This window comes from Cognatilysobacter segetis, assembly GCF_004359965.1.
GTDB lineage: Bacteria > Pseudomonadota > Gammaproteobacteria > Xanthomonadales > Xanthomonadaceae > Cognatilysobacter > Cognatilysobacter segetis.
Genome location: NZ_SMRQ01000013.1, coordinates 1 through 26672, shown reverse-complemented (window position 1 = coordinate 26672; position 26672 = coordinate 1). Strand labels below are relative to the sequence as shown.

Below are 26672 nucleotides of genomic sequence, written 5' to 3'. Positions count from 1 at the left end.
GGAGCCACCGCATGCATCCGAACCACGCCATCCGACGCCCGCGCGTCGCCGTTCTCGCCCTCGCGCTGGCTGCCGCCGCCGGCTTTGCCGTGCCCGCGCTCGCCGCGCCTGCGGCCCGGCCCGCCGCGGTCGACATCGCCTACGAGCAGTTCACCCTGCCCAACGGCCTGCGCGTGCTGGTGCACACCGACCGCAAGGCGCCGATCGTCGCGGTGAACCTCTGGTACCACGTCGGCAGCAAGAACGAGCCCGCGGGTCGCAGCGGCTTCGCGCACCTGTTCGAGCACCTCATGTTCCAGGCCAGCGAGAACCACTCCGGCGAGTATTTCGCGCCCTTCAAGCAGGTTGGCGTGACCGGCCAGAACGGCACGACCAATACCGACCGCACCAACTATTTCGAGAACGTCCCGACCAGCGCGCTCGACACCGCGCTGTGGATGGAATCGGACCGCATGGGCCACCTGCTCGGCGCGGTCACGCAGGCGGCGCTCGACGAGCAGCGCGGCGTCGTCCAGAACGAGAAGCGCCAGGGCGAGAACCAGCCCTACGGGCAGGTGTGGGACGTGCTCGGCAAGACCATGTACCCCGAGGGCCACCCGTACCACGCGGGCGTGATCGGTTCGATGAACGATCTCAACGCGGCCTCGCTCGACGACGTCAAGACCTGGTTCCGCACCTGGTACGGCCCGAACAACGCGGTGCTCGTGCTCGCCGGCGACATCGACCTCGCCACGGCGAAGGAGAAGGCCGCGAAGTACTTCGGCCACATCCCGGCCACGCCGACGATGGCGCAGCCGAAGGTCGACGTCGCGCGCCACACGGCCGACACGCGCTCGACCATGACCGACAAGGTCCCGCAGGCGCGCGTGCACCGCGTGTGGAACGTGCCGGCCTACGGCAGCGCCGAACTCGACCAGCTCAAGCTGCTCGCCGGCGTGCTCGGCGGCAGCGGCTCCTCGCGCCTGGATGCGCGCCTGCTCCATCGCGACAAGCTGGTCGACAGCGTCAGCGCCTTCGTGTCCGAGGCCGAGCTCGGCTCGAACTTCGGCGTGTTCGCCACGGTCAAGCAGGGCGTGGACCCGGCGAAGGTCGAGGCGATCATCGAGGAGGAACTCACGCGCCTGATCGCCGAAGGCCCGACGCAGGCCGAGCTCGACCGCGCCAAGACCGTGCAGCGCGCCGCGTTCGTGCGCGGCATCGAGCGCATCGGCGGCTTCGGCGGCAAGGCCGACGCGCTCGCGGAGTGCACCGTGTTCACCGGCAAGCCGGCCTGCTTCCGCGACACGCTCGCGAACTTCGCATCCGCCACCGTGCCGCAGCTCAAGGCCACGGCGCGCAAGTGGCTCGACACCGGCAGCCACACGCTGGTGGTGGAGCCCGGCGCGCGCGTCGCGTTGCCGGAGGCGCCGGCGGCGACGCCGAAGCCCTTCGCCCTGCCCAAGCCCGATGCACGCTTCACCACGCTCGCGCCGGGGGTCGACCGCGCCGTCGGCGTGCCGATGCCGCAGACCTTCCCCGACCTGGTGTTCCCGGCGCTGCAGCGCGCGACGCTGTCCAACGGCACCACCGTCGTGCTCGCCGAGCGCCACGAAGTGCCGGTGGTGCAGATGAGCTACCAGTTCAACGGCGGCTACGCGACCGACGTCGGCGGCAAGCCGGGCACCGCCGCGTTCGCGATGTCGATGCTCGACGAGGGCGCCGGCGCGCGCGACTCGCTCGCCTTCGCCGACGCGGCCGAACGCCTGGGCGCCAACATCGGCGTGGGCGCGTCGCTCGACGGCAGCAGCGCCTACCTCTCGGCGCTGACCGAGAACCTCGACGCGTCGCTCGCGCTCTACGCCGACATGCTGCGCCGTCCGCGCTTCGACGCCGCCGAGATCGATCGCGTGCGCGCCACGCGCATCGCCGGCATCAAGCAGGAGAAGGCGAACCCGAATTCGGTCGCGATGCGCGTGCTGCCGGCGCTGCTGTACACGGCCGACCATCCGTACGCCGCGCCGATGACCGGCACCGGCACCGAGGCGTCGCTGGCGACGATCTCGCGCGAGGACCTGCTGCGCTACCAGCGCGACTGGGTGCGTCCGGAAGGCGCGACGCTGGTCGTCGTCGGCGACACCACGCTGGCGCAGATCGTGCCGCTGCTCGAGCGCCACCTGGGCGACTGGAAGGGCGAGGGCGCCGCGCCGAAGCCGGTGGTGCCGGCGGTCGTCGCGCGGCCGAAGGCCACGCGCGTCTACCTGATCGACCAGCCGGGCGCGGTGCAGGCCAACGTGTTCGTCGGCCAGCTGATGCCCGCCACCACCGACCCCGATGCGACCAAGCTGGAATTCGCGAATGGCGTGTTCGGCGGCGACTTCACCTCGCGCCTGAACATGAACCTGCGCGAGGACAAGCACTGGTCGTACGGTGCGCGCAGCCAGGTGGTCAACGCGCTCGGCCCGCGTCCGTGGCTGGCGGTGGCGCCGGTGCAGATCGACAAGACCGCCGAGGCGATGGCCGAGATGCAGCGCGAGCTGGTGGCCTACGCGAGCGGCGCGCGTGCGCCGGACGCCGCCGAGGTCGACCGTATCCGCAAGCTCTCCACCCTGAGCCTGCCGGGCGCGTACGAGACCGCGTCGTCGGTGATGGGCACCGTCGCGGACATCGTGCGCTACGGCCGTCCGGACGATTACGTCGTGCGCCGCAAGGCCGAGATCGAGTCGCTGACGCCGGAGCAGGTCAAGGCCGCCGCCACCGCGCTCGATCCGAATGCGATGACGTGGGTGGTCGTCGGCGACCTCAAGCAGACCGAGGCGAAGGTGCGCGCGCTCAACCTCGGCGAAGTGATCGTGATCGACGCCGACGGCAAGCCGGTCGGCGGCGCGACCGCCGCGCGCTGACGTCCCGCCGCGCGTCGCCCCCGGGCGGCGCGCGGCATTTTCTTTTGCGGGCCCTGCCCGCTGCACCACCGGAGTGATGCCATGAGTTTCCGCCCCCGCAACGCGACCCTCGCCGTCGCGCTCGCCATCGCCCTCGCGGGCGTCGCCGCGCCCGTCGCGGCCGCCCCGAACGCCGCGACCGGCGTCGAGATCCCGTACCAGGAGTTCACGCTGCCCAACGGCCTACGGGTGATCGTGCACACCGACCGCAAGGCACCAGTCGTCGCGGTGAACCTCTGGTACCACGTCGGCAGCAAGAACGAGCAGCCCGGGCGCACCGGCTTCGCGCATCTCTTCGAACACCTGATGTTCAACGGCTCGGAGAACCACCGCGACGAGTTCTTCGGGCCGTTCGAGCTGGTCGGCGCCACCGACCAGAACGGCACCACCAATTCCGACCGCACCAACTACTTCGAGAACGTGCCCACCACCGCGCTGGACACCGCGCTGTGGATGGAGTCCGACCGCATGGGCCACCTGCTCGGCGCGATCGACCAGAAGACGCTCGACGAGCAGCGCGGCGTCGTGCAGAACGAGAAGCGCCAGGGCGAGAACCAGCCTTACGGCCGCCGCATCATCAGCAAGCTGATGGAAGCGATCTATCCGGAAGGCCATCCGTACAGCTGGTCGACGATCGGCTCGATGGCCGACCTCAACGCGGCCACGCTCGACGACGTCAAGACCTGGTTCAAGAGCTGGTACGGCCCGAACAACGCCGTGCTGGTGCTCGCCGGCGACATCGACCTCGCCACCGCGAAGCAGAAGGTGACGCAGTACTTCGGCGACATCCCGGCGACGGCGACGCTGCCGGACATGAAGACCAACATCCCCAGGCGCGCGAAGGACACGCGCGAGACGATCCCGGACCGCGTGCCGCAGGTGCGCATCTACCGCGCCTGGCCCGTGGCCGAGGCCGGCACGCGCGACTCGACGCTGCTGCAGATGTTCAGCCAGATCCTCGGCGGCAGCGCGACCTCGCGCCTGGACACGCGGCTGGTGTACGGCGACAAGCTCGTCGACAACACCGGCACCGCGCTGTGGAGCCAGGAGATCGCCGGCACGTTCATGGTGACGGCGGACGTCAAGAAGCGCGTCGAGCCGGCCAAGGTCGAGGCGGTGATCGACGAGGAACTCAAGCGCCTGCTGAAGGACGGCCCCACCGTGGCCGAACTCGAGCAGGCCAAGACCGCGGTGCGTGCGGACTTCGTGCGCGGCGTGGAGCGCGTGGGCGGCTTCGGCGGCAAGTCGGACGTGCTGGCCGAATGCGCGGTGTTCACCGGCAAGCCCGATTGCTACAAGCAGGACCTCGCCGTGCTGATGGCGGCGACGCCCGCGCAGATCCGCGACATCGGCCGCAAGTGGCTGGGCGCGGGCTCGCACACGCTGCTGGTCGAGCCGAGCGAGACGCCGGCCTCGTCGATCCCCGAACGCGTCGTCGCCGCGCCGGCGAAGGCGCCCGCGCCGCTGCCGAAGCCGGATCCGCGCTTCAGGACGGTGAAGACGGACGTCGACCGCGGCACCGGCGTGCCGATGCCCAAGGCGTTCCCGGAGCTCAAGTTCCCGACGCCGCAGATGGCCAGGCTGTCGAACGGCATGACCGTCGCGCTGGTGGAGCGCCACGAGATCCCGGTCGTGCAGATGTCGATGGAATTCCCGGGCGGCTACACGGCCGACGTCGGCAAGAAGCTCGGCACCGCCAGCTTCACCATGGGCATGCTCGACGAGGGCGCGGGCGACCTCGGTGCGCTGCAGCTCAAGGCGCGCGAGGAAGCGCTGGGCGCGGAGATCGGCGCGGGCGCGGGCCTCGACCAGGCCACGATCGGCCTGTCGGCGCTGAAGGACAAGCTGCCCGCGTCGCTCGACCTGTTCGCCGATGTCGTTCGGCGCCCGCGCTTCGACGCCGCCGAGATGGAGCGCGTGCGTGCACAGTGGCTCGCCAGCATCGCGCAGGAGAAGGCGCGTCCGCAGACCGCCGCGCTGCGCGTGCTGCCGCCGCTGCTGTACGGCGACGGGCATCCGTACGCGATCCCGTTCACGGGCTCGGGCACCGAGGCGTCGATCAAGTCGCTCACGCGCGAGGATCTCGTCGACTTCCATCGCAACTGGCTGCAGCCGTCGAGCGCGCGCATCGTGATCGTCGGCGACACCACGCTGGCGCAGATCCTGCCGCAGCTCGAGCAGCGCTTCGGCGACTGGGCCACGCCGGCCGACGCGCCGAAGCTGCCGTCGGTGCCGACCGTCGCGCGCCCGAAGGCGGGCCGCGTGTACCTGGTGAACCAGCCGGGCGCGATCCAGAGCAACGTCTACGTCGCCGAGCTCGTCCCGCCGACGTCGGACGCCGGCACGATCGACTTCGACTTCGCCAACGGCGTGCTCGGAGGCGAGTTCTCCTCGCGCCTGAACATGAACCTGCGCGAGGACAAGCACTGGGCCTACGGCTCGTACAGCGGCGCCAGCAATACGCTGGGCCAGCGCCCGTGGATCGCTTCGGCCGCGGTGCAGAGCGACAAGACGGTCGAGTCGATCAAGGAGCTCGAGCGCGAGATCGCCGACTTCGCCAGCGGCACGAAGCCGGCGACGCAGAAGGAGGTCGACAAGATCCGCGCGACCAACACGCTCAGCCTGCCGGGTGCGTACGAGACCGGGTCGGCGGTGCTGTCGCAGGTCGCGTCGAACCTGCGCTACGGCCGCCCGATGGATTACATCGTGCGTTTCGCGGAGCGCAACCAGGCGATGACGCCGGCGATCGTGAGGACCGCCGCGGGCCGCATCGATCCCGACGCGCTGACGTGGGTGGTGGTCGGCGACCTGTCGAAGATCGAGCAGGGCGTGCGCGACCTGAAGCTCGGCGACGTGCAGGTGGTCGACGCGGACGGCGAGCCCGCCGGCAAGTAAGCCGGCCGGTTTGTGCGGTTCAGACGCGCGGGGCGACAATCCCGCGCGTCTTCGTTTGTGGAGTGCCTGCGATGCCCCGGATGATCCGCGCTGCCGTTGTCGTGTCGATGCTCGCGCTCGGTGCCTGCACCTGGGTGCCGATGGAAACCGGGGCCGCGGGCGTGCGCGTGCTCGCGATGGGCGCGTCGACCGCGGGCTGCACCAAGCTCGGCGAGATCGAGGGCAACGTGACCGACCGCGTGGCGGTCTACCAGCGCAATCCGCTGCGCGTGCAGGAGGAGCTCGAGACCATGGCGCGCAACGAGGCGGTCGGGCTGGGGGCCAATACGGTCGTGCCGACCGAGGCCGCGCACGACGGGCGCCAGCGCTTCGTCGCGTGGCGATGCCCGCGCTGAAAGCGCCCCGGCCGGGCTGAACGGGGAGTCCGAATGCGGCCTGCGTCACCGTACGGCGGTGTGCGCTCTAGTGCCGCGCGCGTTAAGCTAGCGTGTTCCCGTCCGTTTCGAGTCGCGCCCATGCTGTTCCAACACGTCGCCATCGCCGGCCTCGCGCATATCGATGCGCCGCGCCGCCTCACGACGGACGAAATCAACGCACGGCTGCGACCCACGCTCGATCGCCTCGGCATCAAGACCGACGTGATCAAGGACATCGCGGGCGTCGAGGCGCGCCGCCTGTGGGACGGCCCGATGCTCGCGTCCGACGCCGCCACGCTCGCCGCGGTGAAGGCGCTGGCCGACGCCGGCGTCGAGCCCGAGCGCATGGGCCTGCTGGTGAACACGTCGGTGAGCCGCGACTACCTCGAGCCGTCCACCGCCTCGATCGTCTCCGGCAACCTCGGCCTGCCCGACACCTGCCAGAACTTCGACGTCGCCAACGCCTGCCTCGCCTTCATCAACGGCATGGACATCGCGGCGCGCATGATCGAGCGTGGCGAGATCGAGTACGCGCTGGTCGTCGACGGCGAAACCGCCGACCTCGCCTACGAGAAGACGATCGAGCGCATGACCCGCGCCGACGTCACCGAGGAAGACTTCAAGAACGAGCTCGCCACGCTCACGCTCGGCTCGGGCGCCGCGGCGATGGTGATGGCGCGCGCCGAGCTGGCGCCGGGCGCGCCGCGCTACCGCGGCGGCGTCACGCGCGCGGCGACCGAGTGGAACAAGCTCTGCCGCGGCAACCTCGACGGCATGGTCACCGACACGCGCCAGCTGCTGATCGAAGGCGTGAAGCTCGCGCAGAAGACCTTCCAGGTCGCGCGGCAGAAGCTGGGCTGGGTCGCGGAGGAACTCGACGAGTTCGTCGTGCACCAGGTCAGCAAGGTGCACACCGCGGCCTTCACCAAGGCGATGGGCATCGACCCGCGCAAGGTGCTGACCATCTTCGGCGAGCACGGCAACATCGGCCCGGCGTCGGTGCCGATCGTGCTGAGCAAGCTGCGCGAGCTGGGCCGGCTGAAGAAGGGCACGCGCGTGGCGCTGCTCGGCATCGGCTCGGGCCTGAACTGCTCGATGGCGGAAGTCGTCTGGTAAGCGGTACTTCTCCGCGATACGTGATCCCACCGGCCGCCTCGTGCGGCCGCGTGCTTTGAAGGCCCCGACGATGCGCGCGATCGATCCCGCCACGCTGCCCGATTATCCCTTCGCCCCCCAGCGCTTCGAGGTGCGGCCGGGCATCGCGATGAGCTACCTCGACGAGGGCCCGCGCGACGGCGAAGTGGTGGTGATGGTCCACGGCAATCCGTCGTGGAGCTACTACTGGCGCCATCTCGTGCTCGGGCTGCGCGACCGCTACCGCTGCATCGTGCCGGACCACGTCGGCATGGGCCTGTCCGACAAGCCGGACGACGGCGGTGGCGTGCGCCCGCCGCGCACGCCGTCGGCGCATGCGCGGCACTACGACTACACGCTGCAGTCGCGCGTCGACGACCTCACGGCGCTGCTCGCGCACCTCGGCATCACCGGCCCGGTCACGCTGGCCGTGCACGACTGGGGCGGGATGATCGGCTTCGGCTGGGCGCTCTCGCATGTGCCGCAGGTGCAGCGGCTGGTGATCCTCAACACCGCCGCGTTCCCGCTGCCGGCCGCGAAGGCGATGCCCTGGCGGTTGTCGCTGGGCCGCGATTCGCGCGTCGGCGCGTACCTGATCCGCCGTTTCAATCTGTTCGCCCGCGGCGCGGCGCGCTTCGGCACGACACGCCCGCTGGCGCGCGAGGTGCGCGACGCGTACGCCTCGCCTTACGACGGCTGGGACGACGCGATCAGCACGATCCGCTTCATGCAGGACATCCCGCTGGCGCCCGGCGACCGCGCCTGGCCGCTGCTCGAGCGGGTCCGCGCCGGACTGCCGTCGTTCGCTGATCGCCCGGCCTTCCTCGGCTGGGGCCTGCGCGACTTCGTGTTCGACCGCCATTTCCTCGAGGGCTTCCGTCGAGCGCTGCCGCAGGCGCAAGTGCAGGCCTTCGACGATGCCGGCCACTACGTGCTGGAAGATCGCCACGAGGTGCTGGTGTCCGCGATCCGGCGCTTTCTCGACGCGCATCCGTTACCGCAGCACTGAGCGTCGGCAGGACGCGGACGCGTCAGGCCGGCGCGTCGTCCTCGACGACCCGGGCCGTGGGCCAGTCCGCGGGCGTGAGCGGCGCCAGCCCGTGCATGCGCCGCGCGCGGTCGCACTGCGGATCGGCCGCGCCGTTCTCCCAGCTCGGCATCACCTCGCGACAGGTGCTCGGCCGACGCTCGTGGATCGTGCAGCGGCTGTAGCGCCCGACCTCGGCGTCGAGCGCGATGCAGCGCGGTACGCGTGCCCACGTGCCGCGCATCACCGCGCGGTGCGCGTCGAAGGTCTCGGTGAGCTCGCGCGGTACCGTGCCACCGAGCGCAGGCTCGGCCTCGGACCAGTGGAACGAGACTCGGAAGGCGGCGCAGCAGGCCCCGCAGGCCAGGCACGGATGCGACATGACGAGGGCAACGGAGGGCTCGACGCGCATTCTGCGAATCCGCGCGGCGGGCGCAAGCGGCCCGGAAGCGCCGGTTAAGCTGTGCGGCCCGTACGCCCCTGCTTCCAGATGGACGCCGCCTGCAACATCGCCGCCGCCCTGCCACGCCTGGCCGCCGAACGCGGCGCGCAGGTGGCGATGCGCTGCCCCGGCACGCGCGGTGCGGACGGGCTGGCGACGTACGACATCGCGCTGACCTATGCCGACCTCGACGCGCGCAGCGACGCGATCGCCGCCGGCCTCGCACGCCGCGGCATCGTGCGCGGCACGCGGACCGTGGTGATGGTGCGGCCGTCGCCCGAGTTCTTCCTGCTGATGTTCGCGCTGTTCAAGGCCGGCGCGGTGCCGGTGCTGGTCGATCCGGGCATCGACCGCCGCGCGCTGAAGCAATGCCTCGACGAGGCCGCGCCGGAGGCCTTCATCGGCATCCCGCTCGCGCACCTCGCGCGGCGCCTGCTCGGCTGGGCGAAACGCGCACGCGTCCGCATCAGCACGGGCACGCGCGCGTGGCTCGCCGACGACACGCTTGCGCGCGTCGAGGCCGACGGCCGCGGCGCGGGCCCGCAGCTGGCCGACACGCAGCCTGATGACATCGCCGCGATCCTGTTCACCAGCGGCTCCACCGGCGTGCCCAAGGGCGTGGTCTACCGGCACCGGCATTTCGTCGCGCAGGCGGCGATGCTGCGCGACGTGCTCGGCATCCGCGAAGGCGAGGTCGACTTCCCGACATTCCCGCCGTTCGCGCTGTTCGGCCCGGCGCTCGGGCTGACCTCGATCATTCCCGACATGGACGCCACGCGCCCGGCCAAGGCCGACCCGCGCAGGCTGCACGCGGCGATCGAACGCTTCGGCGTGCAGCAGCTGTTCGGTTCACCGGCGCTGATGCGCGTGCTCGCCGATTACGGCAAGCTGCTGCCGACGCTGCGTCGCGTCACCTCCGCCGGCGCCCCCGTGCCCGCCGACGTGGTCGCGCGCATGCGCATGCTGCTGCCCGACGAGGCCGGCTTCTACACGCCCTACGGCGCGACCGAATGCCTGCCGGTCGCGGTCATCGAAAGCCGCGAGCTGCAGTGCACGCGCGAGGCCACCGAAGCCGGCGCCGGTACCTGCGTGGGACGCGCCGTGCCGCCGAACGAGGTGCGCATCATCCGCATCGACGATGCTGCGATCGCCGAATGGTCCGACGACCTCGTGCTGCCCGTGGGCGCGGTGGGCGAGATCACCGTTGCCGGACCGACCGCCACGGACGCGTACTTCAATCGCGACGCGGCGACCGCGCTCGCGAAGATCCGCGAAACCTGCGCCGACGGCACGACCCGCACCGTGCATCGCATGGGCGACGTCGGCTATCTGGATGCGGAGGGCCGGCTGTGGTTCTGCGGCCGAAAGACGCATCGCGTGCGCACGCGTGATGGCGAGCTCTACACCGAGCAGGTCGAGCCGGTGTTCAACCCGCATCCCGACGTGTTGCGCACGGCGCTGGTCGGCATCGGTGCGCCGGGCGCGCAGGTGCCGGTGCTCTGCGTCGAGCTGCGGCTGGGCGTGGACGCCGCGCAGTGGCCGCGCATCGAGCATGAGCTGCGCGCGCTCGGGCGCGGGCATGTGCACACCGCCGGCATCGACCGCTTCCTGCGCCACCCGGCCTTCCCGGTCGACATCCGGCACAACGCGAAGATCGGCCGCGAGGCGTTGGCCGTGTGGGCGGCAACGAAGGTGGGCGCATGAGAATCCTGGTGACGGGTGGTGGCGGTTTCCTCGGCCAGGCGCTGTGCCGTGGCCTGCGCGCGCGCGGCCACGCGGTCGTGAGCTTCAACCGCGGGCATTACGCGGAGCTGGACGCCCTGCACGTCGAGCAGCGGCGCGGCGACCTCGCCGATCGCGACGCGGTGCTCGCCGCCGCGCGGGGCTGCGACGCGATCTTCCACACCGCGGCGAAGGCCGGTGCCTGGGCCCGCGATCCCCGCACGTTCTTCGATGCCAACGTCGCCGGCACGCAGCACGTCCTGGACGCCTGCCGGGCGCACGGCATCGGCCGGCTCGTCTACACCTCGACGCCGAGCGTCACGCACCGCGCCACGTGTCCCGTCGCCGGTCTCGACGCCTCGCAGGTGCCCTACGGCGAGCACCTCAAGTCGCCGTATGCCGAGACCAAGAAGATTGCCGAGCAGCGCGTATTGGCCGCCAACGATGCGTCGCTCGCGGTGGTCGCGCTGCGGCCGCGGCTGATCTGGGGACCCGGCGACAACCAGCTGCTGCCGCGCATCGTCGAGCGCGCGCGTGCCGGACGCCTGAAGCTCGTCGGCGACGGCCGCAACCTCGTCGATACCACCTACATCGACAACGCCGCCGAGGCCCATTTCGCCGCGTTCGAACACCTCGCCCCGGGCAGCGCCTGCGCGGGCAAGGCCTACTTCGTCAGCAACGGCGACCCGCGCCCGATGCGCGAAACGCTGACCGCGCTGCTGGCCGCTGCGGGCGCGCCGCCGCCGAACGGCACGATTCCGTTCCGCGTCGCCTACGCGATCGGCGCGGCCTGCGAAGCCGCCTGGAACGTGCTGCCGGTGCAGGGCGAGCCGCCGATGACGCGCTTCCTCGCCGAGCAGCTCGTGACCACGCACTGGTACTCGATGGCGCCAGCGCAGCGCGACTTCGGCTGGACGCCGCGGGTGTCGTTCGAGGACGGCCTGCGCGCGCTGCGCGAGGCCTGGCAGCGCACGCCCGCCTGACGGACGCGTGCCACGGCAGCCTTACGGCCCCCGCCCTACACTGCCGCGATGGACCCCCGCCGCTCCCCGCTGGACACGTTGAAGCCGCTCGCCGGCCGCGCGCTCGAGGCCGCGCTCAATCGCGCGCTAGCGCTCGATCCGGACACCCGCGACGGCCTGCACGCGCTCGACGGCCGCCGCCTGGTGCTGCGGCTCGCGACGCCGCCGGTCGCGCTGCAGGTCAGCGTCGACGGCGAGCGCCTGCGCGTGGGCCCGGTCGAGGGCGAGGCCGAGCCGGATCTCTCCGTGCGCGCCACGCTCGGCGGCCTGATCGCGCAGTTGCCCTTCATGCGGCGCGACGACGCGCCCGCGGTCGGCTCGCTGCGCATCGAGGGCGATGCCGACCTCGCGCGCCGCCTGCAGCGCCTGGCCGAGCGCTTCGATCCGGACTGGCAGCGCCCCTTCGTCGCCGCCTTCGGCGACATCGCCGGCGTGCAGCTGGCGCAGCTGTTCGCGAGCGCGCTGGGCGGCGCGAAGAGCGCCGTCGGCGTGATGGCGACCAACGCCGCCGATTACGTGCAGCACGAGTCGCGCGGCGTGGTCGGCCGCGACGAACTCGGTGCGTTCTACGACGACATCGACACCCTGCGCGACGACGTCGAGCGCCTCGCGGCGCGCATCGACCGCCTGCACGCAAGGCGCCGCGCGTGACGCCGTTGCTGCGGGCCTGGCGCATCGGCCGCGTGCTGCTGCGCTACCGGCTGGACTCGCTGCTCGACGGCACGCCGGCCGAACGCTGGCTGCGGCTCGCGCGCCCGTTCGTGCCGCGCGCGTCCGCCGAAATCGCGGCGCTGCCGCGCGGCGCGCGCCTGCGCATGGCGCTGCAGGCACTCGGCCCGATCTTCGTGAAGTTCGGGCAGATCCTCTCCACGCGCCGCGACCTCGTCCCGCCCGACATCGCCGACGAGCTCGCGCTGCTGCAGGGCCGCGTGCAGCCCTTCGACGGCGAACTCGCGCGCACGATGGTCGAGCAGGCGCTTGGCCGTCCGGTCGCCGAGGCCTTCGCGAGCTTCGACACCGTGCCGCTCGCGTCCGCGTCGATCGCGCAGGTGCATGCCGCCACGCTGCCCGTCAGCGGGCGCGAGGTGGTGGTCAAGGTGCTGCGCCCGGGCATCCGCCGCCAGATCACCGAAGACATCGCGCTGCTGCGCGCACTCGCCGGGGTCGTCGAGCGCACCCATCCGAAGGCCGAGAAGATCCGCCCGCACGCCGTGGTCGACGAGATCGAGCACACGCTCGACGCCGAACTCGACCTGCAGCGCGAGGGCGGCAATGCGAGCGTGCTGCGCCGCTTCTGGGAAGGCAGCGACGATCTCTACGTGCCGGAGGTGATCTGGTCGCACAGCGGCGACCGCGTGCTCACGCTCGAGCGCGTGCACGGCATTCCGTCGGACGACATCGCCGCGCTCGACGCGGCCGGCATCGACCGCCGCGCGCTGGCCGCCAAGGGCGTGCGCGTGTTCTACACGCAGGTGTTCCGCGACAACTTCTTCCACGCGGACGCGCACGCCGGCAACATCTGGGTCGACGTCGATCCCGCGCGCCGCGCGAATCCGCGCTTCATCGCGCTGGACTTCGGGATCATGGGCCAGCTCTCGGACGAGGACCAGTACTGGCTCGCCGAGAACTTCATGGCGATCTTCAACCGCGACTACCGGCGCATCGCCGAGCTGCACGTCGATGCGGGCTGGATGCCCGCGACCACGCGCATCGACGAGCTCGAAGCCGCGGCACGCGCGGTCTGCGAGCCGTACTTCACCCGCCCGCTGTCGGAAGTGCCGCTCGCCGAAGTGATGGTGAAGCTGTTCCGCACTGCGCAGAAGTACGAGCTGACGCTGCAGCCGCAGCTGATCCTGCTGCAGAAGACGCTGCTCAACATCGAGGGCGTGGGGCGGTTGCTCGATCCGCAGATCGACATCTGGGGCGTGGCCAAGCCGGTGCTGGAGAAGATCCTGCGCCAGCGCTACAGCCCGAAGCGGCTCGCGAAGGAATTCCGCGCGCGCCTGCCCGAGCTGGTCACGAACGCGCCCGAGATGCCGCGCCTGCTGCACGCCTGGCTGAAGCAGCAGGTGGAGGGCCGGCACGAACTGCGCATGCGCTCGGACGACCTCGCGCAGCTCGTCGGCGAGGTGCGCCGCATGCAGCGGCGCACCGTGGCCGCGATCCTCGGCACCGGGCTCATGATCGTCGCGGCCCTGCTGTACGCGCTGGATGCCGGCGGGCCGAAGCTGTGGTCGGTGCCGGCCGCGGCATGGATCGCCGGCGTGGCCGGGCTATGGGCGCTGCGCGCGGGATGGCCGCGGCGCTGAAACGAAAACGCCGGCAGGGCGCCGGCGTCTTCGTCATCGCGGTGGAGGCAACGGGCGAGCGACCCGTCGCGATGCCGCCTTACTTCGCCGTTGCGGCGGCCGATGACGCCTTCGCGAAATCGCCCGCGAGGTAAACGCTCAGCTTCGCCGGATCGATGTGCTGCTTCAGCGCCGCATTCACGTCCGCCACGGTGAGCGCCGCGAGGCGCGCGTCGAACTGCGCCTGGAAATCCATCGTGCGGCCGAGGTAGAGGTTGCGCGCGAGCGTGCCCGCCACCGTGCCGTCGGAGGCACGCGACTGCCGACGCTGCGTGAGCAGGCCGGAAACCGCGTCGCGCAGCTCGGTCACGGTGACGCCGTCGCGCACGAGCCGCGCGAGTTCCTCGCGCACCGCGGTCTCCACCTTCGCCGCGTTCTGCGGCGCGGCGATGGCCTGGATCGTCAGCGAGCCCGCGTCGTCGCGCCCGGTGGGGCTGGAGTCTGCGGAAAGCCCGCTGCTCACGCCGTAGCTCAGGCCTTCCTTGCCGCGGATGCGATCGCCCAGCCGCGAGCCCATCGCGCCGCCGCCGAGGATGTAGTTGGCGACCGCCAGCGCCGGGTAATCCGCGTCCGCCTCGTTGAGCGAGGTGTTGAGGCGCGCGATCACCACCGCGCTCGACTTGTCCGGCGTCTCGATCTGGCGGCGCTCCGGCGCGACGTCGGTGACGTGCGTGCCGATCGCCTCGTAGGCCGACGGCGACTTCCAGTTGGCGAACAGCGATTCGATCTGCGCGCGCATGGCTTTGGCGTCGAAATCGCCGACGACGGTGATCTCGCCCACGGACGTGCCGTAGAACTTCTCGTGGAACGCGCGGACGTCGTCGAGCCTGAGCGCCTTGATCTGCGCGAGCGAGGCCTCGAGCGAGTCGTGGTGCAGCGGATGGCCGACCGGCCACGGGTCGAAGTGCGTGGCGAGCGCGTCGCCGGCAAGCGGACCGGGCTCCTTCGCATTCGCTTCCATGCCGGTGATCGCCTGCAGGCGCAGCTGCTCGAACTCGGCCTCGTTGAAGGCGGGCTCGCGCAGCAGGCTCGCGGCGAGCGCCAGCGCCTCCGCCACGGTGTCGCGCTTGGAGTCGAGCGCGATGTTCGCGCCCTGCAGGCTGCCGCCGACGCCGCCGCGCGTGTTCAGCGCCTCGAAGCGCTGCGCGATCTGCTCGCGCGTGAGCGCCTTGCTGCCGCGCATCAGCATCGCGCCCGCGATCGACGCGGCCGGGTCCGGGCTCTTCTTCAGCGCTTCGACGTCGCCGAAGCGGAACGTCGCGTTCACGACCACCGTGTCGCCGCGCGTGTCCTTCGGTAGCAGCGCGACCTTCAGCCCGTCGCCGACGGTGAAGGTCTCGGTGCGCGCCTGGATGTTCCGCGGCGTGGGATCGAACGCTTCGCCGGCGGCCACCAGCGCGCGGCCGGTGAAGTCCTTGAGCACGCTGGCCGCGGAAGGCGCGACCGGAACGTCCACGCGGTCGGGCGCGTCCGTGGGCACGAAGCGGCCCAGCGTGCGGTTGCTCGGCTTGAAGTAGGTGCGCGCGACGCGGTTGACGTCGTCGACGCCGACGTTCGCGATGCGATCGCGGTCGAGGAAGAACAGGCGCCAGTCGCCGTCCGCCACCGCGCCGGTCAGGCCCATCGCGACGGCATTGACGTCGGACAGGCGCTTTTCGAACGCATTGGCGAAGCGCTGCTTGGCGCGGGCGACCTCGTCGGCGGTGAGCGGATGCTTCGCGAGGTCCTGCTCGACCAGGCGCAGCAGCTCGGCCTCGATCTTCGCGGCGTCGGCGTCCCTGGGTGCGGCGACGTAGAACGTGGCGAGGCCCGCGTCGCGCAGGCCGTCGGTACCCGCGCCGGCGCCGGCCGCCAGCTTCGTTTCCACCAGCGCCTTGTGCAGCCGGCCGCTGGGCGTGTCGCCGAGCACGTCGAGCAGCACGTCGAGCGCGGCGCTGTCGGCCGCGGTGGCGCCGGGCACGTGGTAGGCCAGCATCGCGAGGCGGATGTCGCCGCGACGGCGCACGGTGACCTCGTGTTCGCCGTCCTGCACCGGCTCGACGGTGTAGAACGCCGGCAGCGCCATCGCAGGCTTCGCGACCGGACCGAACGCCTTCGCGACCTGCGCGAGCGCCTTCGCCGGCTCGATGTTGCCGGCCACCACCAGCGTGGCGTTGTCAGGCCGGTACCAGGTGCGATAGAAGCCCTGCAGGCGCTCGATCGGCACGTTTTCGACGTCGCTGCGCGCCCCGATCGTGGTGTGGCCGTAGTTGTGCCACTGGTAGGCCGCCGCGCGCAGGCGCTCGCTCAACGCGCTGCCGGGGCTGTTGTCGTTGCGCTCCATCTCGTTGCGCACGACCGTCATCTCCGAATCGAGATCCTTCTTCGCGATGTTCGAATGCACCATGCGGTCGGCTTCCAGGCCGAGCATCCACGCGAGCGTGTCGTCATTGGCCGGGAACGAGCCGAAATAGTTGGTGCGGTCGAGCGAGGTGGTGGCGTTGTACGACACGCCGCGCTTCTTCATCTCGACGGGGATGTCGGTGTGCGTCGGCGTGCCCTTGAACATCAGGTGCTCGAGCAGGTGCGCCATGCCGGTCTCGCCGTAGTTCTCGTGCGCCGAGCCCACGCCGTAGGTGATGTTGACGGTCACCGTCGGCCGGCTCGGGTCCGGGAACAGCAGCACGCGCAAGCCGTTGGCCAGGCGGTATTCGCAGATGCCCTCGACGCAGGGGCCGGCGGTCGCGCCCTTGGGCAGCGCAGGCGCGGCCGCAGGCGCGGCGATGGCGGGCGAGAGGGCGAACGCGCAGGCGAGCGCGAGGGTGCGGATGCGATTCCGTGTCATGACAGTCCTGGATTGGGGCCGGCCTCCCCGGGCGCGGCTGCGCCATTCTGCCGGCGTGCGCCGCCGCATGCGACGCGGCCGGCTGAACAGGTGGACTAGTCGCCGAGCGCGGTGCCGCAGGCGTGCGCGGCGGCCCAGGCCCACTGGAAGTTGTAGCCGCCCAGCCAGCCGGTGACGTCGACCACTTCTCCGATGAAATACAGTCCCGGCATGCGCTTGGACTCCATCGTCGTCGACGAGAGCTCGCGCGTGTCGACACCCCCCAGCGTGACTTCCGCCGTGCGGTAGCCCTCGGTGCCGCTGGCGGTGATGGGAAAGCGCTGCAGCAGCGCGGCCATGTCGCGCAGTTCCTTGGGGTTGAACTGCTTCATCGGCCGGTCGGGCAGCCAGGCCTCGCACAGGCGCTGCGCGAAGCGCCGCGGCAGCACCTCGGCCAGCACGTTGTGCAACATCGCGGCGGGGTGCGCCGCGCGCTGCGATTCCAGGAAGGCGTGCGCATCGCGACCGGGCAGCAAGTCCAGCACGAGCTCGTCGCCGGGCTGCCAGTATGAGGAGACCTGCAGGATCGATGGCCCGCTCAGGCCGCGATGCGTGATCAGCAGCTGGTTGCTGAAGCTCGCGCCATTCGCTTCCGCGATCACCGGGAACGCGACGCCGCTGAGGTCGGCGAAGCGCTGCTGGTGCGTGCCGCTCAGTGTGAGCGGTACCAGGCCGGCGCGCGTCGGCAGCACCGTGTGACCGAACCGGCGCGCCAGTTCGTAGCCGAAGCCGCTCGCGCCCATGCTCGGGATCGACAGGCCGCCCGTGGCGACCACGAGTGCACGCGCCTTGAAGCCGCCCGCGGTCGTGTGCACGCGGAAGTCCCGCTCGCCCTCGGCCTCGATGCGGTCGACGCTGCAGGACGTCAGCACGCGCGCGCCCGCCGCCTCGCATTCGTCCAGCAGCATCTTCACGATCAGCTTGGACGACTCGTCGCAGAACAGCTGGCCGAGTTCCTTCTCGTGGTACGCGATGCGATGGCGTTCGACCGTCTCGATGAAGTGCCAGGGCGTATAGCGCGCCAGCGCCGATTTGCAGAAATGCGGGTTCGCCGAGAGGTAGTTCGCCGGCGTGGTGCCCGTGTTGGTGAAATTGCAGCGCCCACCGCCCGACATCAGGATCTTCTTGCCGACGCGGTTCGCGTGCTCGACCACGAGCGTGCGCTGCCCGCGGCGCGCGGCGGTGGCCGCGCACATCAGGCCGGCGGCACCGCCACCGATGATCAGGACATCGAGGTCTTGCATGGATTCGGCGCGGGCGCGGCGGATGAGCGGGCGCGCAGTATCGCCAGACCGCCCTGAATGCGCGACGGCGCGGTAGGGCCCCGTGCGCCCGGCCCGATCGCACCGGGCGACCGTCGCCGGTCAGAACGCGGCGCGCAGTTGCAGGCGCAGCTCGACGTCGCGCTGCCCATCGATCCCGGCGCGTGCGTCGGCCTGCAGATCGAAAGCGGGGGCGAACGCATAGCGCAGCCGCAGCAGCGCATGCGAGGCCGAATCGTCGCTACGCATGCCGGGCGCGGAGGCGTCGAACAGGCCCACCACCTGTGCGCTCACGCCGTCGCCTGTGTCGATGCGCCGGCGCGCGGTCTCCAGGCCGAGCCCGATCGAGGCCACCGGCGACAGCTGCAGGTCGGCCATCACCCCGGCGGCGAGCTCGCGCGACCGCACCGACGAAGCGCCGTAGGCGACCGGGAAGCCGCCGCCGGTCTCGGTGTGCGCCTCGATGTCGGTCCGGGACCATGCATAGGCGAGGTAGGGCGAGAGGCCCAGGCGCCCACGCCGGACGACGTCGGTCCAGTCGAAGCGGACGACCGCGGCGTCGAAGTCGCCCTCGGGCCGCGCGACGGAGACATCGGTGGCCGCGCCGTTGGCATAGCGGCGCTCCACCGTGCCGTCGAAGCGGCCGCGGTAGGCGGTGAGGCTGGCCTCGAGCCGGTCGAGCGGCACCGCCACGCCGAGCAGCGCGTAATGCCCGTCCAGATCGCCGCGGCCCGTCGGCGTGGTGCGCGTGGTGTCCATGCGCCCGACGCCGGCGGCGAGGCGCACAGGGCCGGTATCGAAGCAACCGCCGAGCTCCTGCGCGTCGACGTCGGGGCCGTCGTTGCGATAGCGCGTGCGGGACGCGGACACCCAGCCGCAGCCGCGGCGGCCGTCGAACCGTGCGGCGTTCCAGCCGCCGGGGCGGCGCGCCGTCGCGAGTGCGCCGGTCGACAGCAGCGCGGCGGAGTCGAGGGTCAGAAGCCCGGTCGCCGCGACGCCGGCGCGGAAGGTGTCGAGATCGGCGATGAAACCGCTGCCGGCGTCGCCTACGCGCGCGAGATAGGCATACCCGTTCGGCACGGAGCCGACGGGTGCGTCGGTGCGGCGGTAGGTCCCGATCACCACGTTGCCGTTGTAGTTGGTGTCCGTCGCGTTCGAGAGCACGACTTCCGGCGGCAGTCCCACGCCGCCCCCGGCGAGCCAGGCGGCCACCGACTGCATGCCACCCGCAGCCGTCCAGCGGAACGGCAGGCTGGCCACGAAACCGATCGGCGTGGAACTGGTATCGCCCACGACGACGTTGCCGTCGCCCGACACCGCCGTGGCCATCGAGCCCGTCTGTCCCGGCAGCGTGCCGAGCCCAACGATGCCGCCGCTCCGCGTCCAGCGGAACGCGACCGGGATCCCGTCCGCGAAGCCATGGCCGACCGCGACGTTTCCATCGAAGGAGATATCCGCCGCCGAGCTCATGGGCTCGTTGCCGACACTGCCCAAGTCGACCGCCACGCCCTCCGCGTCCCACAGCGTCGCGCGGAATACTCGTCCCCACCGCGGAGACGACGTCATGTAGCCGGATTCGCCCACGATCCAGCGTCCGTCGAAGGACGCGGCCGAAGCGCTCGCCGGCCCGTCGTCGAGCCCGACGAGCCTGCGCGTGCCACCGTCCACGGTCCAGGCGAAGGCGTCCTCGCCCGACGATCCGACGACGGTGGCGCCGTCGCCCGAAACGCCGAGCGCGCGGGTAGACCCGGGGGGATCGAGCCCCGGAATCTCCCGCAGCCCCTGCGCCGCAGTCCAGACGAAGGCCTGCGACGCCACTGGACCGCAGAAGACCAGGCAGCCGGTGTGGCCGTAGCCGACGACGACCCGTCCGTCCGCGCTTATTCCCGTCGCGATGCTCTCGCGGATGCCTATCCCACACCCTGGCTGACCGCAGTGTGTTTCGGACAGCTCGCCCGTGGCGTTCGATGGATAGCCGAGGCCGGTCGTAACGCCGTCCGACCACACGAACGCCTGCGCACCGCCGCCCGAATCCTGGAATTCGTGGCAGACGAGCTGGCATCCGCGAAAGGTGCGGAACGTCTGCTCGAGGTATCGCGCGGTGCCTGCGACCGAGGACCCGTCGGCCGACAGCGCGGTCGCGATCACGCTGTTGCTGCCGCGGCGCTCGCCCTCGACCCGCGGCGCGGTGTTCGGCAGCGACGTGCCGTAACCGGGAATGCCCGGGAGCGTCGTGAAGTCGGAAGGAGGGGCGACCTGCGCTCGCGCCCGCAACGGCGCGAGCAGCAGGACCATCGCGGCAGCAGTGCCTGCTGCCGTAACACCGGTTGAGAGACGCGACATCGTCCTGTCCTCGCGCGCCGTTTCGCGCGAGTCTAGGACGCCCTTAAAGGGGTGGCGTCAACGCCCTGTCAGCGCGGATGCGCAGCGCCGCCTACTTTCCGAGCGCCTCCCCGAACAGCTCGCGGATGCGCCGGTATTCGTCGTACCACGCGTCCGGATGCGTGAAGCCGTGGCGCTCGAGCGGGTAGGGCGCGAGCGACCACTTGTCCTTGCGCAGCTCGATCAGCTTCTGCGTGAGCATCACCGAATCGCGGAAGAACACGTTGTCGTCGATCATGCCGTGCGCGATCAGCAGGTGGTCCTGCAGGCCGGCGGCGTATTCGATCGGCGAGCTCGCCTTGTACGCGTCCGGATCGAGTTCCGGCGTGTTGAGGATGTTCGACGTGTACTCGTGGTTGTACTGCGACCAGTCGGTGACCGGGCGCAACGCGGCGCCGGCCTTGAACACGCCGGGCTCGCGGAACAGCGCCATCAGCGTCATGAAGCCGCCGTAGCTGCCGCCGTAGATGCCGGCATGCGCGCGGTCGGCCTGCTTGTTCGCGACCGCCCAGTCGAGGCCGTCCAGGTAATCCTCGAGCTCGGGATGGCCCATGTTGCGGTAGATCGCGGTGCGCCAGTCGCGCCCGTAGCCTTCGGAGCCGCGGTAGTCGAGGTCGAGCACGACGTAGCCCGCGTCGACCAGCAGGTTGTGGAACATTTGCTCGCGGAAGTACGTCGGATAGCGAGCGTGCACGTTCTGCAGGTAGCCGGCGCCGTGCACGAACATCACGATCGGATAGGTCTTGCCGGCGTCGAAGTTCTTCGGCCCGTAAAACTTGCCCCAGACGGTGCCGGCGCCGTGCTTGCTCGGCACCTTGACGATTTCCGGCTGGATGAAGTCGATCGCGCGGAACTTCGCGCTGCGCGTGTCGGTGAGCTCGCGCGCGGCGCCGCCGGACGCATCGACCACCGCGAGCTGCGGCGGCATGTAAGCCGACGAATGCCGCACCAGCAGCTTCGTCTCGTCCGGCGAGAGGCGGAAATCCTCGACGCCGTCGAGCGAGGTGACCTCGCGCACGTCGCCGCCGTTGGCATCGACGACGCAGACCTCGTAGTCGCCCGGCCAGTTGCGGTTGCAGTCGAAGAAGAAGCGGCGGCCGTCGCGCGTCGGCACGGGCGCGGACACTTCCCACTTGCCCGAGGTGAGTGCACGCGACTGGCCCGGCGCGTCGCTCACGTACAGGTGCGAGTAGCCGCTCTTCTCCGACAGGAACCACAGGCGGTTGCGGCCGTTCGCGCCCGGCAGCCAGCCGAAGTCGTTGAAGTTCCAGTTGATCCACGCGGTGTCGGTCAGCCGGTCGCGCGCCACGAGCTTCTTCGTGGCGAGGTCGACCTGCGCGATCCAGCGGTCCTTGTTGTCGACCGCGCGCACGAGCACCGCCGCGTCGCGGCCGTCGTCGCTCCAGTGGATCGCCGGGCCGGTGCCGTCGCCATCGGTCTCGATGCGCACGTCGCGCGCGCCGTCGAGTGGCTTCTTGCCGGCCTTCTTCCGTAGCGCGGCGAGCGGATCGGCCTTGATGCCCGGCAGGTCGTCGAACTTGAGCGGCGTCACTGCGCCCGTCGCCACCTCGACCAGCCACAGCGAATGCGCGGCGGGCGCGTTGCGGCCCACGCGCGTGCGGACTTCCTCGGTCTCCTCGTAGCCCGATTCGGTGACGTAGCGCGGCAGCTTGCCGGCCTGGCCGAGGTTGGCGTCCTTCGGATACGTCACCGCGAGCAGCCAGCGACCGTCGGGCGAGAGCGCGCTGTCGACCAGCTCGACGTCCTTGCCCAGGTACGCGGCCGGCGGTGCGGCGGTGGGATCGGCGCGACGCCACGCCTCGGCCTGCGCCTTGGCGGCCTCGCGCTTCTCGCGGTCGGTGCGCAGCGTGTCGATCAGGCGCAGCTGGCGCGCGCGCAGGTCGTCGTCCTTCTTCGCCTTGTCGGGATCGTCCTCGGTCTTGAGCGTGGTCGCCTGCGCGACGCCGCTGCCCGCGCGCCAGGCGAACCAGTCGTTGCCGGCGCGGAACACGAGCTGGCCCTGCGGGCCCCACTGCGGGCGCGATTCCTCCTCGGCGGTGCGCGTGACCTGCGTCAGCGCGCCGCTCTTCAGGTCGCGCACGAAGATGTCGCCACCGCGCGCGAACGCCATGCGCGTGCCGCTGGCGTCGACCACCGCGTCGTCGCCGTCGATCCCGGCGCGCGCGCCGCCATCGAGCTTCGCCGCCGCGCCGCCGGTGATCGGCTGGCGGAAGATGTCGCGGATCGTCTCTCCCTCGCGTTTCTGCGTGAAGTACGCGGACTGGCCATCCCACGACCACCAGGCCTGTTCGACGGCGTTGCCGATCCAGTCCGGATCGGCCATGGCCTGCTCGAGCGTGATGCGCGGCGCGGTCTGGGCGGAGGCGAGCGGGGCGAGGCCCGCGAGGAGCAGGGCGGTCAGGAGGCGCTGGCGACGCATCGAAAAGTCCGGAAATCGAAGTCGCCGGAGGGTAGCAGCCGCCGGCGCACGGCGGCTGTGGCGTCGGTCATTGCCCGGAACGGTCAGCGGCCCGTCGCGCGGCGGCGGCGTACGAACCCGTGCGCGTCGGGTCGTCGTAACGCTGGCACGGGTCGCGGGCGCACCGGCACGCGGCAGTGTCGGTGTGACGGGATGGCCACGCCGGCGGCCGCAGTGTACGGGCCCGGCGCAGGCGATGGCGGGCGCCCCGCCACAGGCGCACAATACGCAGGCGAATTGACGACGACAGATCGACGGGAGAGCCCTCGATGGATGCGCTGCTGCTGTCACGGATCCAGTTCGGATTCGTGATCTCGTTCCACATCATGTTTCCCGCCTTCACGATCGGCCTCGCCCACTGGCTGGCCTTCTGCGAATGGCGCTGGCTGAGGACGCGCGACAGCGTCTGGCGCGACATCTACTTCTTCTGGCTGCGCATCTTCGCCATCAGCTTCGGCATGGGCGTGGTGAGCGGCATCGTGATGAGCTTCCAGTTCGGCACCAACTGGGCCGTGCTCAGCGAACGCGCCGGCAACATCCTCGGGCCGCTGATGACGTACGAGGTGCTCACCGCGTTCTTCCTGGAGGCCACGTTCCTCGGCGTGATGCTGTTCGGCGCACGCAAGGTGCCGGAGAAACTGCATTTCTTCGCGACCTGCATGGTCGCGCTCGGCACGCTGATCTCCACCTTCTGGATCATCTCGGCCAACAGCTGGATGCACACGCCGGCCGGCTACACGCTCACCGCCGCCGGCGTGTTCGAGCCTGCCGACTGGTCGCAGATCGTCTTCAATCCGTCCTTCCCCTATCGCCTCGCGCACATGGTGCTCGCGGCGTTCATCACCACCTGCTTCGTGATCGGCGGCGTGAGCGCGGGTTACCTGTGGCGCCGCGAGCACGTCGCGCCCGCGCGCCGCATGCTCACGATGGCGGTGCTGTTCGCCTCGCTCGCGGTGCCGGCGCAGATCTTCGTCGGCGACCTGCACGGCTTGGAGGTGGGCAAGTACCAGCCGACCAAGCTCGCCGCGATCGAATCGCACTGGGACGCGGGCGAGCCCGGCGCCGGCGTGCCGCTGGTGCTGTTCGCATGGCCGGATCCGCAGGCCGAGCGCAACGATTACGAGGTCGCCCTGCCGCGCGTGGGCTCGCTGATCCTCACGCACAGCTGGGCCGGCGAGATCCGGCCGCTCACCGCGGTGCCGCGCGAGGAGCGCCCGCCGGTCGCGCCGGTGTTCTTCTCGTTCCGCGTGATGGTCGGCCTCGGGCTGGCGATGCTCGCGCTCGCCTGGGCCTCGACCTTGCAGCTGCGCCGCGGGCGCCTGGTCGAATCGCGCTGGCTGGTCAACGGCTGGCGCTGGATGACCTTCGCCGGCTTCGTCGCGCTGCTGACGGGCTGGTACGTCGCCGAGATCGGTCGCCAGCCGTGGGTGGTCTACAGCCTGCTGCGCACGGCGGACGCGGTGAGCCCCACCCTGTCGACGGCGAGCGTGGTCACGTCGATGGTCGCGTTCGTCGCCGCCTACGCCGTGATCTTCGGCGCCGGCATCTGGTACATCCGCAAGCTCGTGCGCCAGGGCCCGCTGCCGCACGATCCGGGCCCGGAAAGCGACGAGGGCGAACGACGGCCCAAGCGCCCGCTGTCCGTCGATTCGCCGTTCGAGGGCGAAGCGATCCGCGAGGCGCGCTCATGAGCGCGGCCACCGTCCTGCCCGTGGCCTGGTTCGGCGTGATCGGCTTCGGCGTCCTGATGTACGTGCTGCTCGACGGCTTCGTGCTGGGCCTCGGCGTCCTGGCGCCGTTCGCGCGCAGCGAGGACGAACTCGACCACATGATGAACACCGCCGCCCCGATCTGGGACGGCAACGAGACCTGGCTGGTGCTGGGCGGCGCCGGCCTGCTCGCGGCGTTCCCTAAGGCGTATGCGGTGATGCTGTCGGCGCTGTACCTGCCCGTGCTGCTGATGCTGATCGCGCTGATCTTCCGCGGCGTCGCCTTCGAGTTCCGTTTCAAGGCGACGCGCGCCAAGCGCTTCTGGGGCGCCGCGTTCGGCGCCGGCTCCACGTTCGCGGCGTTCGCGCAGGGCGTGATCCTCGGCTCGATCGTCGAGGGCATGCCGCTGCAGGCGGGCAAGTACGTCGGCGGCGCGTTCGGCTGGTTCAGCCCGTTCTCGATGCTGACGGGCGTCGCCGTGGTGTTCGGTTACGCGCTGCTGGGCAGCGCCTGGCTAATCCTCAAGACCGAGGGTCGCCTGCAGCGCCTCGCGCGGCACATGGCGCGCCCGCTGGTGATGGCGGTGGTCGCGTTCATGGGGCTGGTCAGCGCATGGCTGCCGTTCCTGAACTCGCGGATCATGGCGCGCTGGTTCGAGAGCGGGAATTTCTGGTGGCTGCTGCCGGTGCCGCTGCTCGCGCTCGTCAATGCCTACCTGCTGTGGCGCAGCGCGATGCGCGAAGGCCGCGACGCCACGCCGTTCGTCCTCACGCTGATGTTCTTCGTGCTGGGCTTCGCCGGGCTGGTCGTCGGCGTGTGGCCGCACATCATCCCGCCTTCGCTGACGATCTGGAACGCGGCGTCGCCGCCGTCCTCGCAGGGCTTCGTGATGGTCGGCATGGCCGTGCTGCTGCCGGCGATCCTCGGCTACACGTGGTGGTCGTACCGCGTGTTCGCGGGCAAGGTGGCGGCCGACAGCGGCTACCACTGACGCAGCGGCATTACGGAAGCGTCAAAACCGGCCGCGGGCGTCGTCTATGCTTGCGCGACGGACGCCGCTGTCCGCACTCTTCCGGCCGCCATGCACGCCTTCGTCTACAAGAGCCTTCGAAAGGCCGACACGTTCGTCTACCTCGCGGCGCGCGACGCGTTCGAACCGCTGCCCGAGGCCACGCGCGCGCAGCTCGGCGGCCTGGAATTCGTGCTCGAGGTCGAGCTGACGCCCGAGCGCCGCCTCGCGCGCGTGGACGCCGCGAAGGTGCGCGACGCGCTGGCCGAGCGCGGGTTCTTCATCCAGGTGCCGCCGCCGCCCGATGCGCCGGCCTACGACGCCGGCGAGTACTACCGGAGCCGGGATGCCTGAGCGCCCCGTGTCCCGCGCCCGCGCGATCGCAGTGATCGTCGCGGCCATCGCGCTCGCGCTCGCCGCGGGCCTGCCCACGCCGTTGGCCGCGCTCGGCGCGCTGCTCGCGCAGCCCGTGGCCGCGTTGGGCCTGTCGGCCTGGCGCGGGTCCACGCGGGTCGCGCCATGGCGACACGCCGGCCTGCTGCTGGGCCTGTGGACGCTCGCCTGCGCGGGCGTCGCCGTGTTGCTGGCCTGGCCGCTCGGCGCGCTGCTCCGGAGCGGCTCGCTGTCGGCGGCGATCGCGCTCAGCCTCGCGGTCGGCATCGCGCTCCTGCTGCTGTGGCCGGCTTGGCCGCTCCTGTCCGGCGTCGAGCGCGACGGCGAGTGGCGCGCGCACCGCGACGCATTGCACCGCTCCGATCGCGCCGCGTGGCGCGGCCTCGGCATCGCCGCGAGCGTGCTCGCGATCGCGGCGACGGTGCTGCTGCTCGCATGGCCGGGGCTGCTCGACGGCGCCGCACGCTGGGGCGTCGCCGCGGTGTCGGCGCTGGCCGGCCCGGGGCTGCACGCGTTGATGCAGGCGCTGGCGCGCACGCCGGCCGCGCCTGCCACCGCGCCGCGGCAGGAGATCCCGGCGCCCGTCGCGGCGGTCGACGTCGCGCCGCCGGCGCCCGTCGTCGCCGATCCGCAGGCACTCGCACGCGAGC

At 71.2% G+C, this 26672-nt stretch carries 17 protein-coding genes and 1 pseudogene; 13 read left to right on the top strand and 5 right to left on the bottom strand.

Going from position 1 to position 26672, the window contains the following annotated elements:
• Window positions 1–11 precede the first annotated feature (11 nt).
• The 5 genes from E4F61_RS04425 to E4F61_RS04405 all read left to right on the top strand — a co-directional run bounded on the left by E4F61_RS04425 (window position 12) and on the right by E4F61_RS04405 (window position 8372).
• On the top strand, window positions 12–2879 hold the full coding sequence (locus tag E4F61_RS04425; protein ID WP_133478460.1) for a M16 family metallopeptidase: 2868 nt from the start codon (window positions 12–14) through the stop codon (window positions 2877–2879).
• 81 nt (window positions 2880–2960) lie between these two features.
• Window positions 2961–5813 (top strand): M16 family metallopeptidase, encoded by a 2853-nt coding sequence (locus tag E4F61_RS04420; protein ID WP_133478459.1) that lies wholly within the window; start codon window positions 2961–2963, stop codon window positions 5811–5813.
• Window positions 5814–5884: 71 nt separating this feature from the next.
• A complete protein-coding gene (locus tag E4F61_RS04415) occupies window positions 5885–6208 on the top strand; it encodes a DUF4156 domain-containing protein (RefSeq protein WP_238382798.1) in 324 nt (107 codons plus the stop codon).
• 120 nt (window positions 6209–6328) lie between these two features.
• Complete coding sequence (locus E4F61_RS04410) at window positions 6329–7345, top strand: 3-oxoacyl-ACP synthase III (RefSeq protein WP_133478458.1); 1017 nt, start codon at window positions 6329–6331, stop codon at window positions 7343–7345.
• A gap of 70 nt (window positions 7346–7415) precedes the next feature.
• Window positions 7416–8372 (top strand): alpha/beta fold hydrolase, encoded by a 957-nt coding sequence (locus E4F61_RS04405; RefSeq protein ID WP_133478457.1) that lies wholly within the window; start codon window positions 7416–7418, stop codon window positions 8370–8372.
• A 22-nt stretch (window positions 8373–8394) separates the two neighbouring features.
• Here the strand turns inward: E4F61_RS04405 and E4F61_RS04400 are convergent, their stop codons facing one another.
• A complete protein-coding gene (locus tag E4F61_RS04400) occupies window positions 8395–8772 on the bottom strand; it encodes a YkgJ family cysteine cluster protein (protein ID WP_133478482.1) in 378 nt (125 codons plus the stop codon).
• 108 nt (window positions 8773–8880) lie between these two features.
• Between E4F61_RS04400 and oleC the strand changes: the two genes are divergently transcribed.
• Genes oleC through ubiB form a run of 4 tightly spaced genes read left to right on the top strand, consistent with a single transcriptional unit; the run spans window position 8881 to window position 13885 of the window.
• Entirely contained in the window at window positions 8881–10536 is a 1656-nt protein-coding gene (gene oleC / locus E4F61_RS04395; protein WP_133478456.1) for an olefin beta-lactone synthetase, read from the top strand.
• Complete coding sequence (gene oleD, locus E4F61_RS04390; protein ID WP_133478455.1) at window positions 10533–11537, top strand: 2-alkyl-3-oxoalkanoate reductase; 1005 nt, start codon at window positions 10533–10535, stop codon at window positions 11535–11537. The genes oleC and oleD overlap by 4 nt, the downstream gene beginning before the upstream one ends.
• A gap of 48 nt (window positions 11538–11585) precedes the next feature.
• Window positions 11586–12227 carry a ubiquinone biosynthesis accessory factor UbiJ gene (locus E4F61_RS04385; protein ID WP_133478454.1) on the top strand — a complete coding sequence of 214 codons (642 nt, stop codon included), beginning with the start codon at window positions 11586–11588 and terminating at the stop codon, window positions 12225–12227.
• Complete coding sequence (gene ubiB / locus E4F61_RS04380; RefSeq protein WP_133478453.1) at window positions 12224–13885, top strand: ubiquinone biosynthesis regulatory protein kinase UbiB; 1662 nt, start codon at window positions 12224–12226, stop codon at window positions 13883–13885. Before E4F61_RS04385 ends, ubiB begins: the two co-directional genes overlap by 4 nt.
• A gap of 79 nt (window positions 13886–13964) precedes the next feature.
• Here ubiB and E4F61_RS04375 read toward each other — a convergent pair whose 3' ends face one another.
• The 4 genes from E4F61_RS04375 to E4F61_RS04360 form a co-directional block, all read right to left on the bottom strand.
• On the bottom strand, window positions 13965–16748 hold the full coding sequence (locus tag E4F61_RS04375) for a M16 family metallopeptidase (protein ID WP_133478452.1): 2784 nt from the start codon (window positions 16746–16748) through the stop codon (window positions 13965–13967).
• A gap of 95 nt (window positions 16749–16843) precedes the next feature.
• Window positions 16844–18031 (bottom strand): BaiN/RdsA family NAD(P)/FAD-dependent oxidoreductase, encoded by a 1188-nt coding sequence (locus E4F61_RS04370; protein WP_133478451.1) that lies wholly within the window; start codon window positions 18029–18031, stop codon window positions 16844–16846.
• Between the two features lie 120 nt (window positions 18032–18151).
• Window positions 18152–20344, bottom strand: coding sequence for an autotransporter domain-containing protein (locus tag E4F61_RS04365; RefSeq protein WP_162301403.1), 2193 nt, complete (start codon window positions 20342–20344; stop codon window positions 18152–18154).
• Window positions 20345–20483: 139 nt separating this feature from the next.
• A complete protein-coding gene (locus E4F61_RS04360) occupies window positions 20484–22871 on the bottom strand; it encodes a S9 family peptidase (RefSeq protein ID WP_133478449.1) in 2388 nt (795 codons plus the stop codon).
• Between the two features lie 308 nt (window positions 22872–23179).
• Between E4F61_RS04360 and E4F61_RS04355 the strand changes: the two genes are divergently transcribed.
• The 4 genes and pseudogenes from E4F61_RS04355 to E4F61_RS04340 form a co-directional block, all read left to right on the top strand.
• Entirely contained in the window at window positions 23180–24601 is a 1422-nt protein-coding gene (locus E4F61_RS04355) for a cytochrome ubiquinol oxidase subunit I (RefSeq protein WP_133478448.1), read from the top strand.
• The gene (cydB, locus tag E4F61_RS04350) at window positions 24598–25611 is read left to right on the top strand and encodes a cytochrome d ubiquinol oxidase subunit II (RefSeq protein ID WP_133478447.1); all 1014 of its coding nucleotides are present in this window, start codon (window positions 24598–24600) and stop codon (window positions 25609–25611) included. Before E4F61_RS04355 ends, cydB begins: the two co-directional genes overlap by 4 nt.
• Window positions 25612–25701: 90 nt before the next feature.
• On the top strand, window positions 25702–25983 hold the full coding sequence (locus tag E4F61_RS04345) for a YcgL domain-containing protein (protein WP_133478446.1): 282 nt from the start codon (window positions 25702–25704) through the stop codon (window positions 25981–25983).
• A pseudogene (locus tag E4F61_RS04340) lies at window positions 25976–26672 on the top strand (ankyrin repeat domain-containing protein); the annotation flags it as partial. The gene E4F61_RS04345 and the pseudogene E4F61_RS04340, both read left to right, overlap by 8 nt.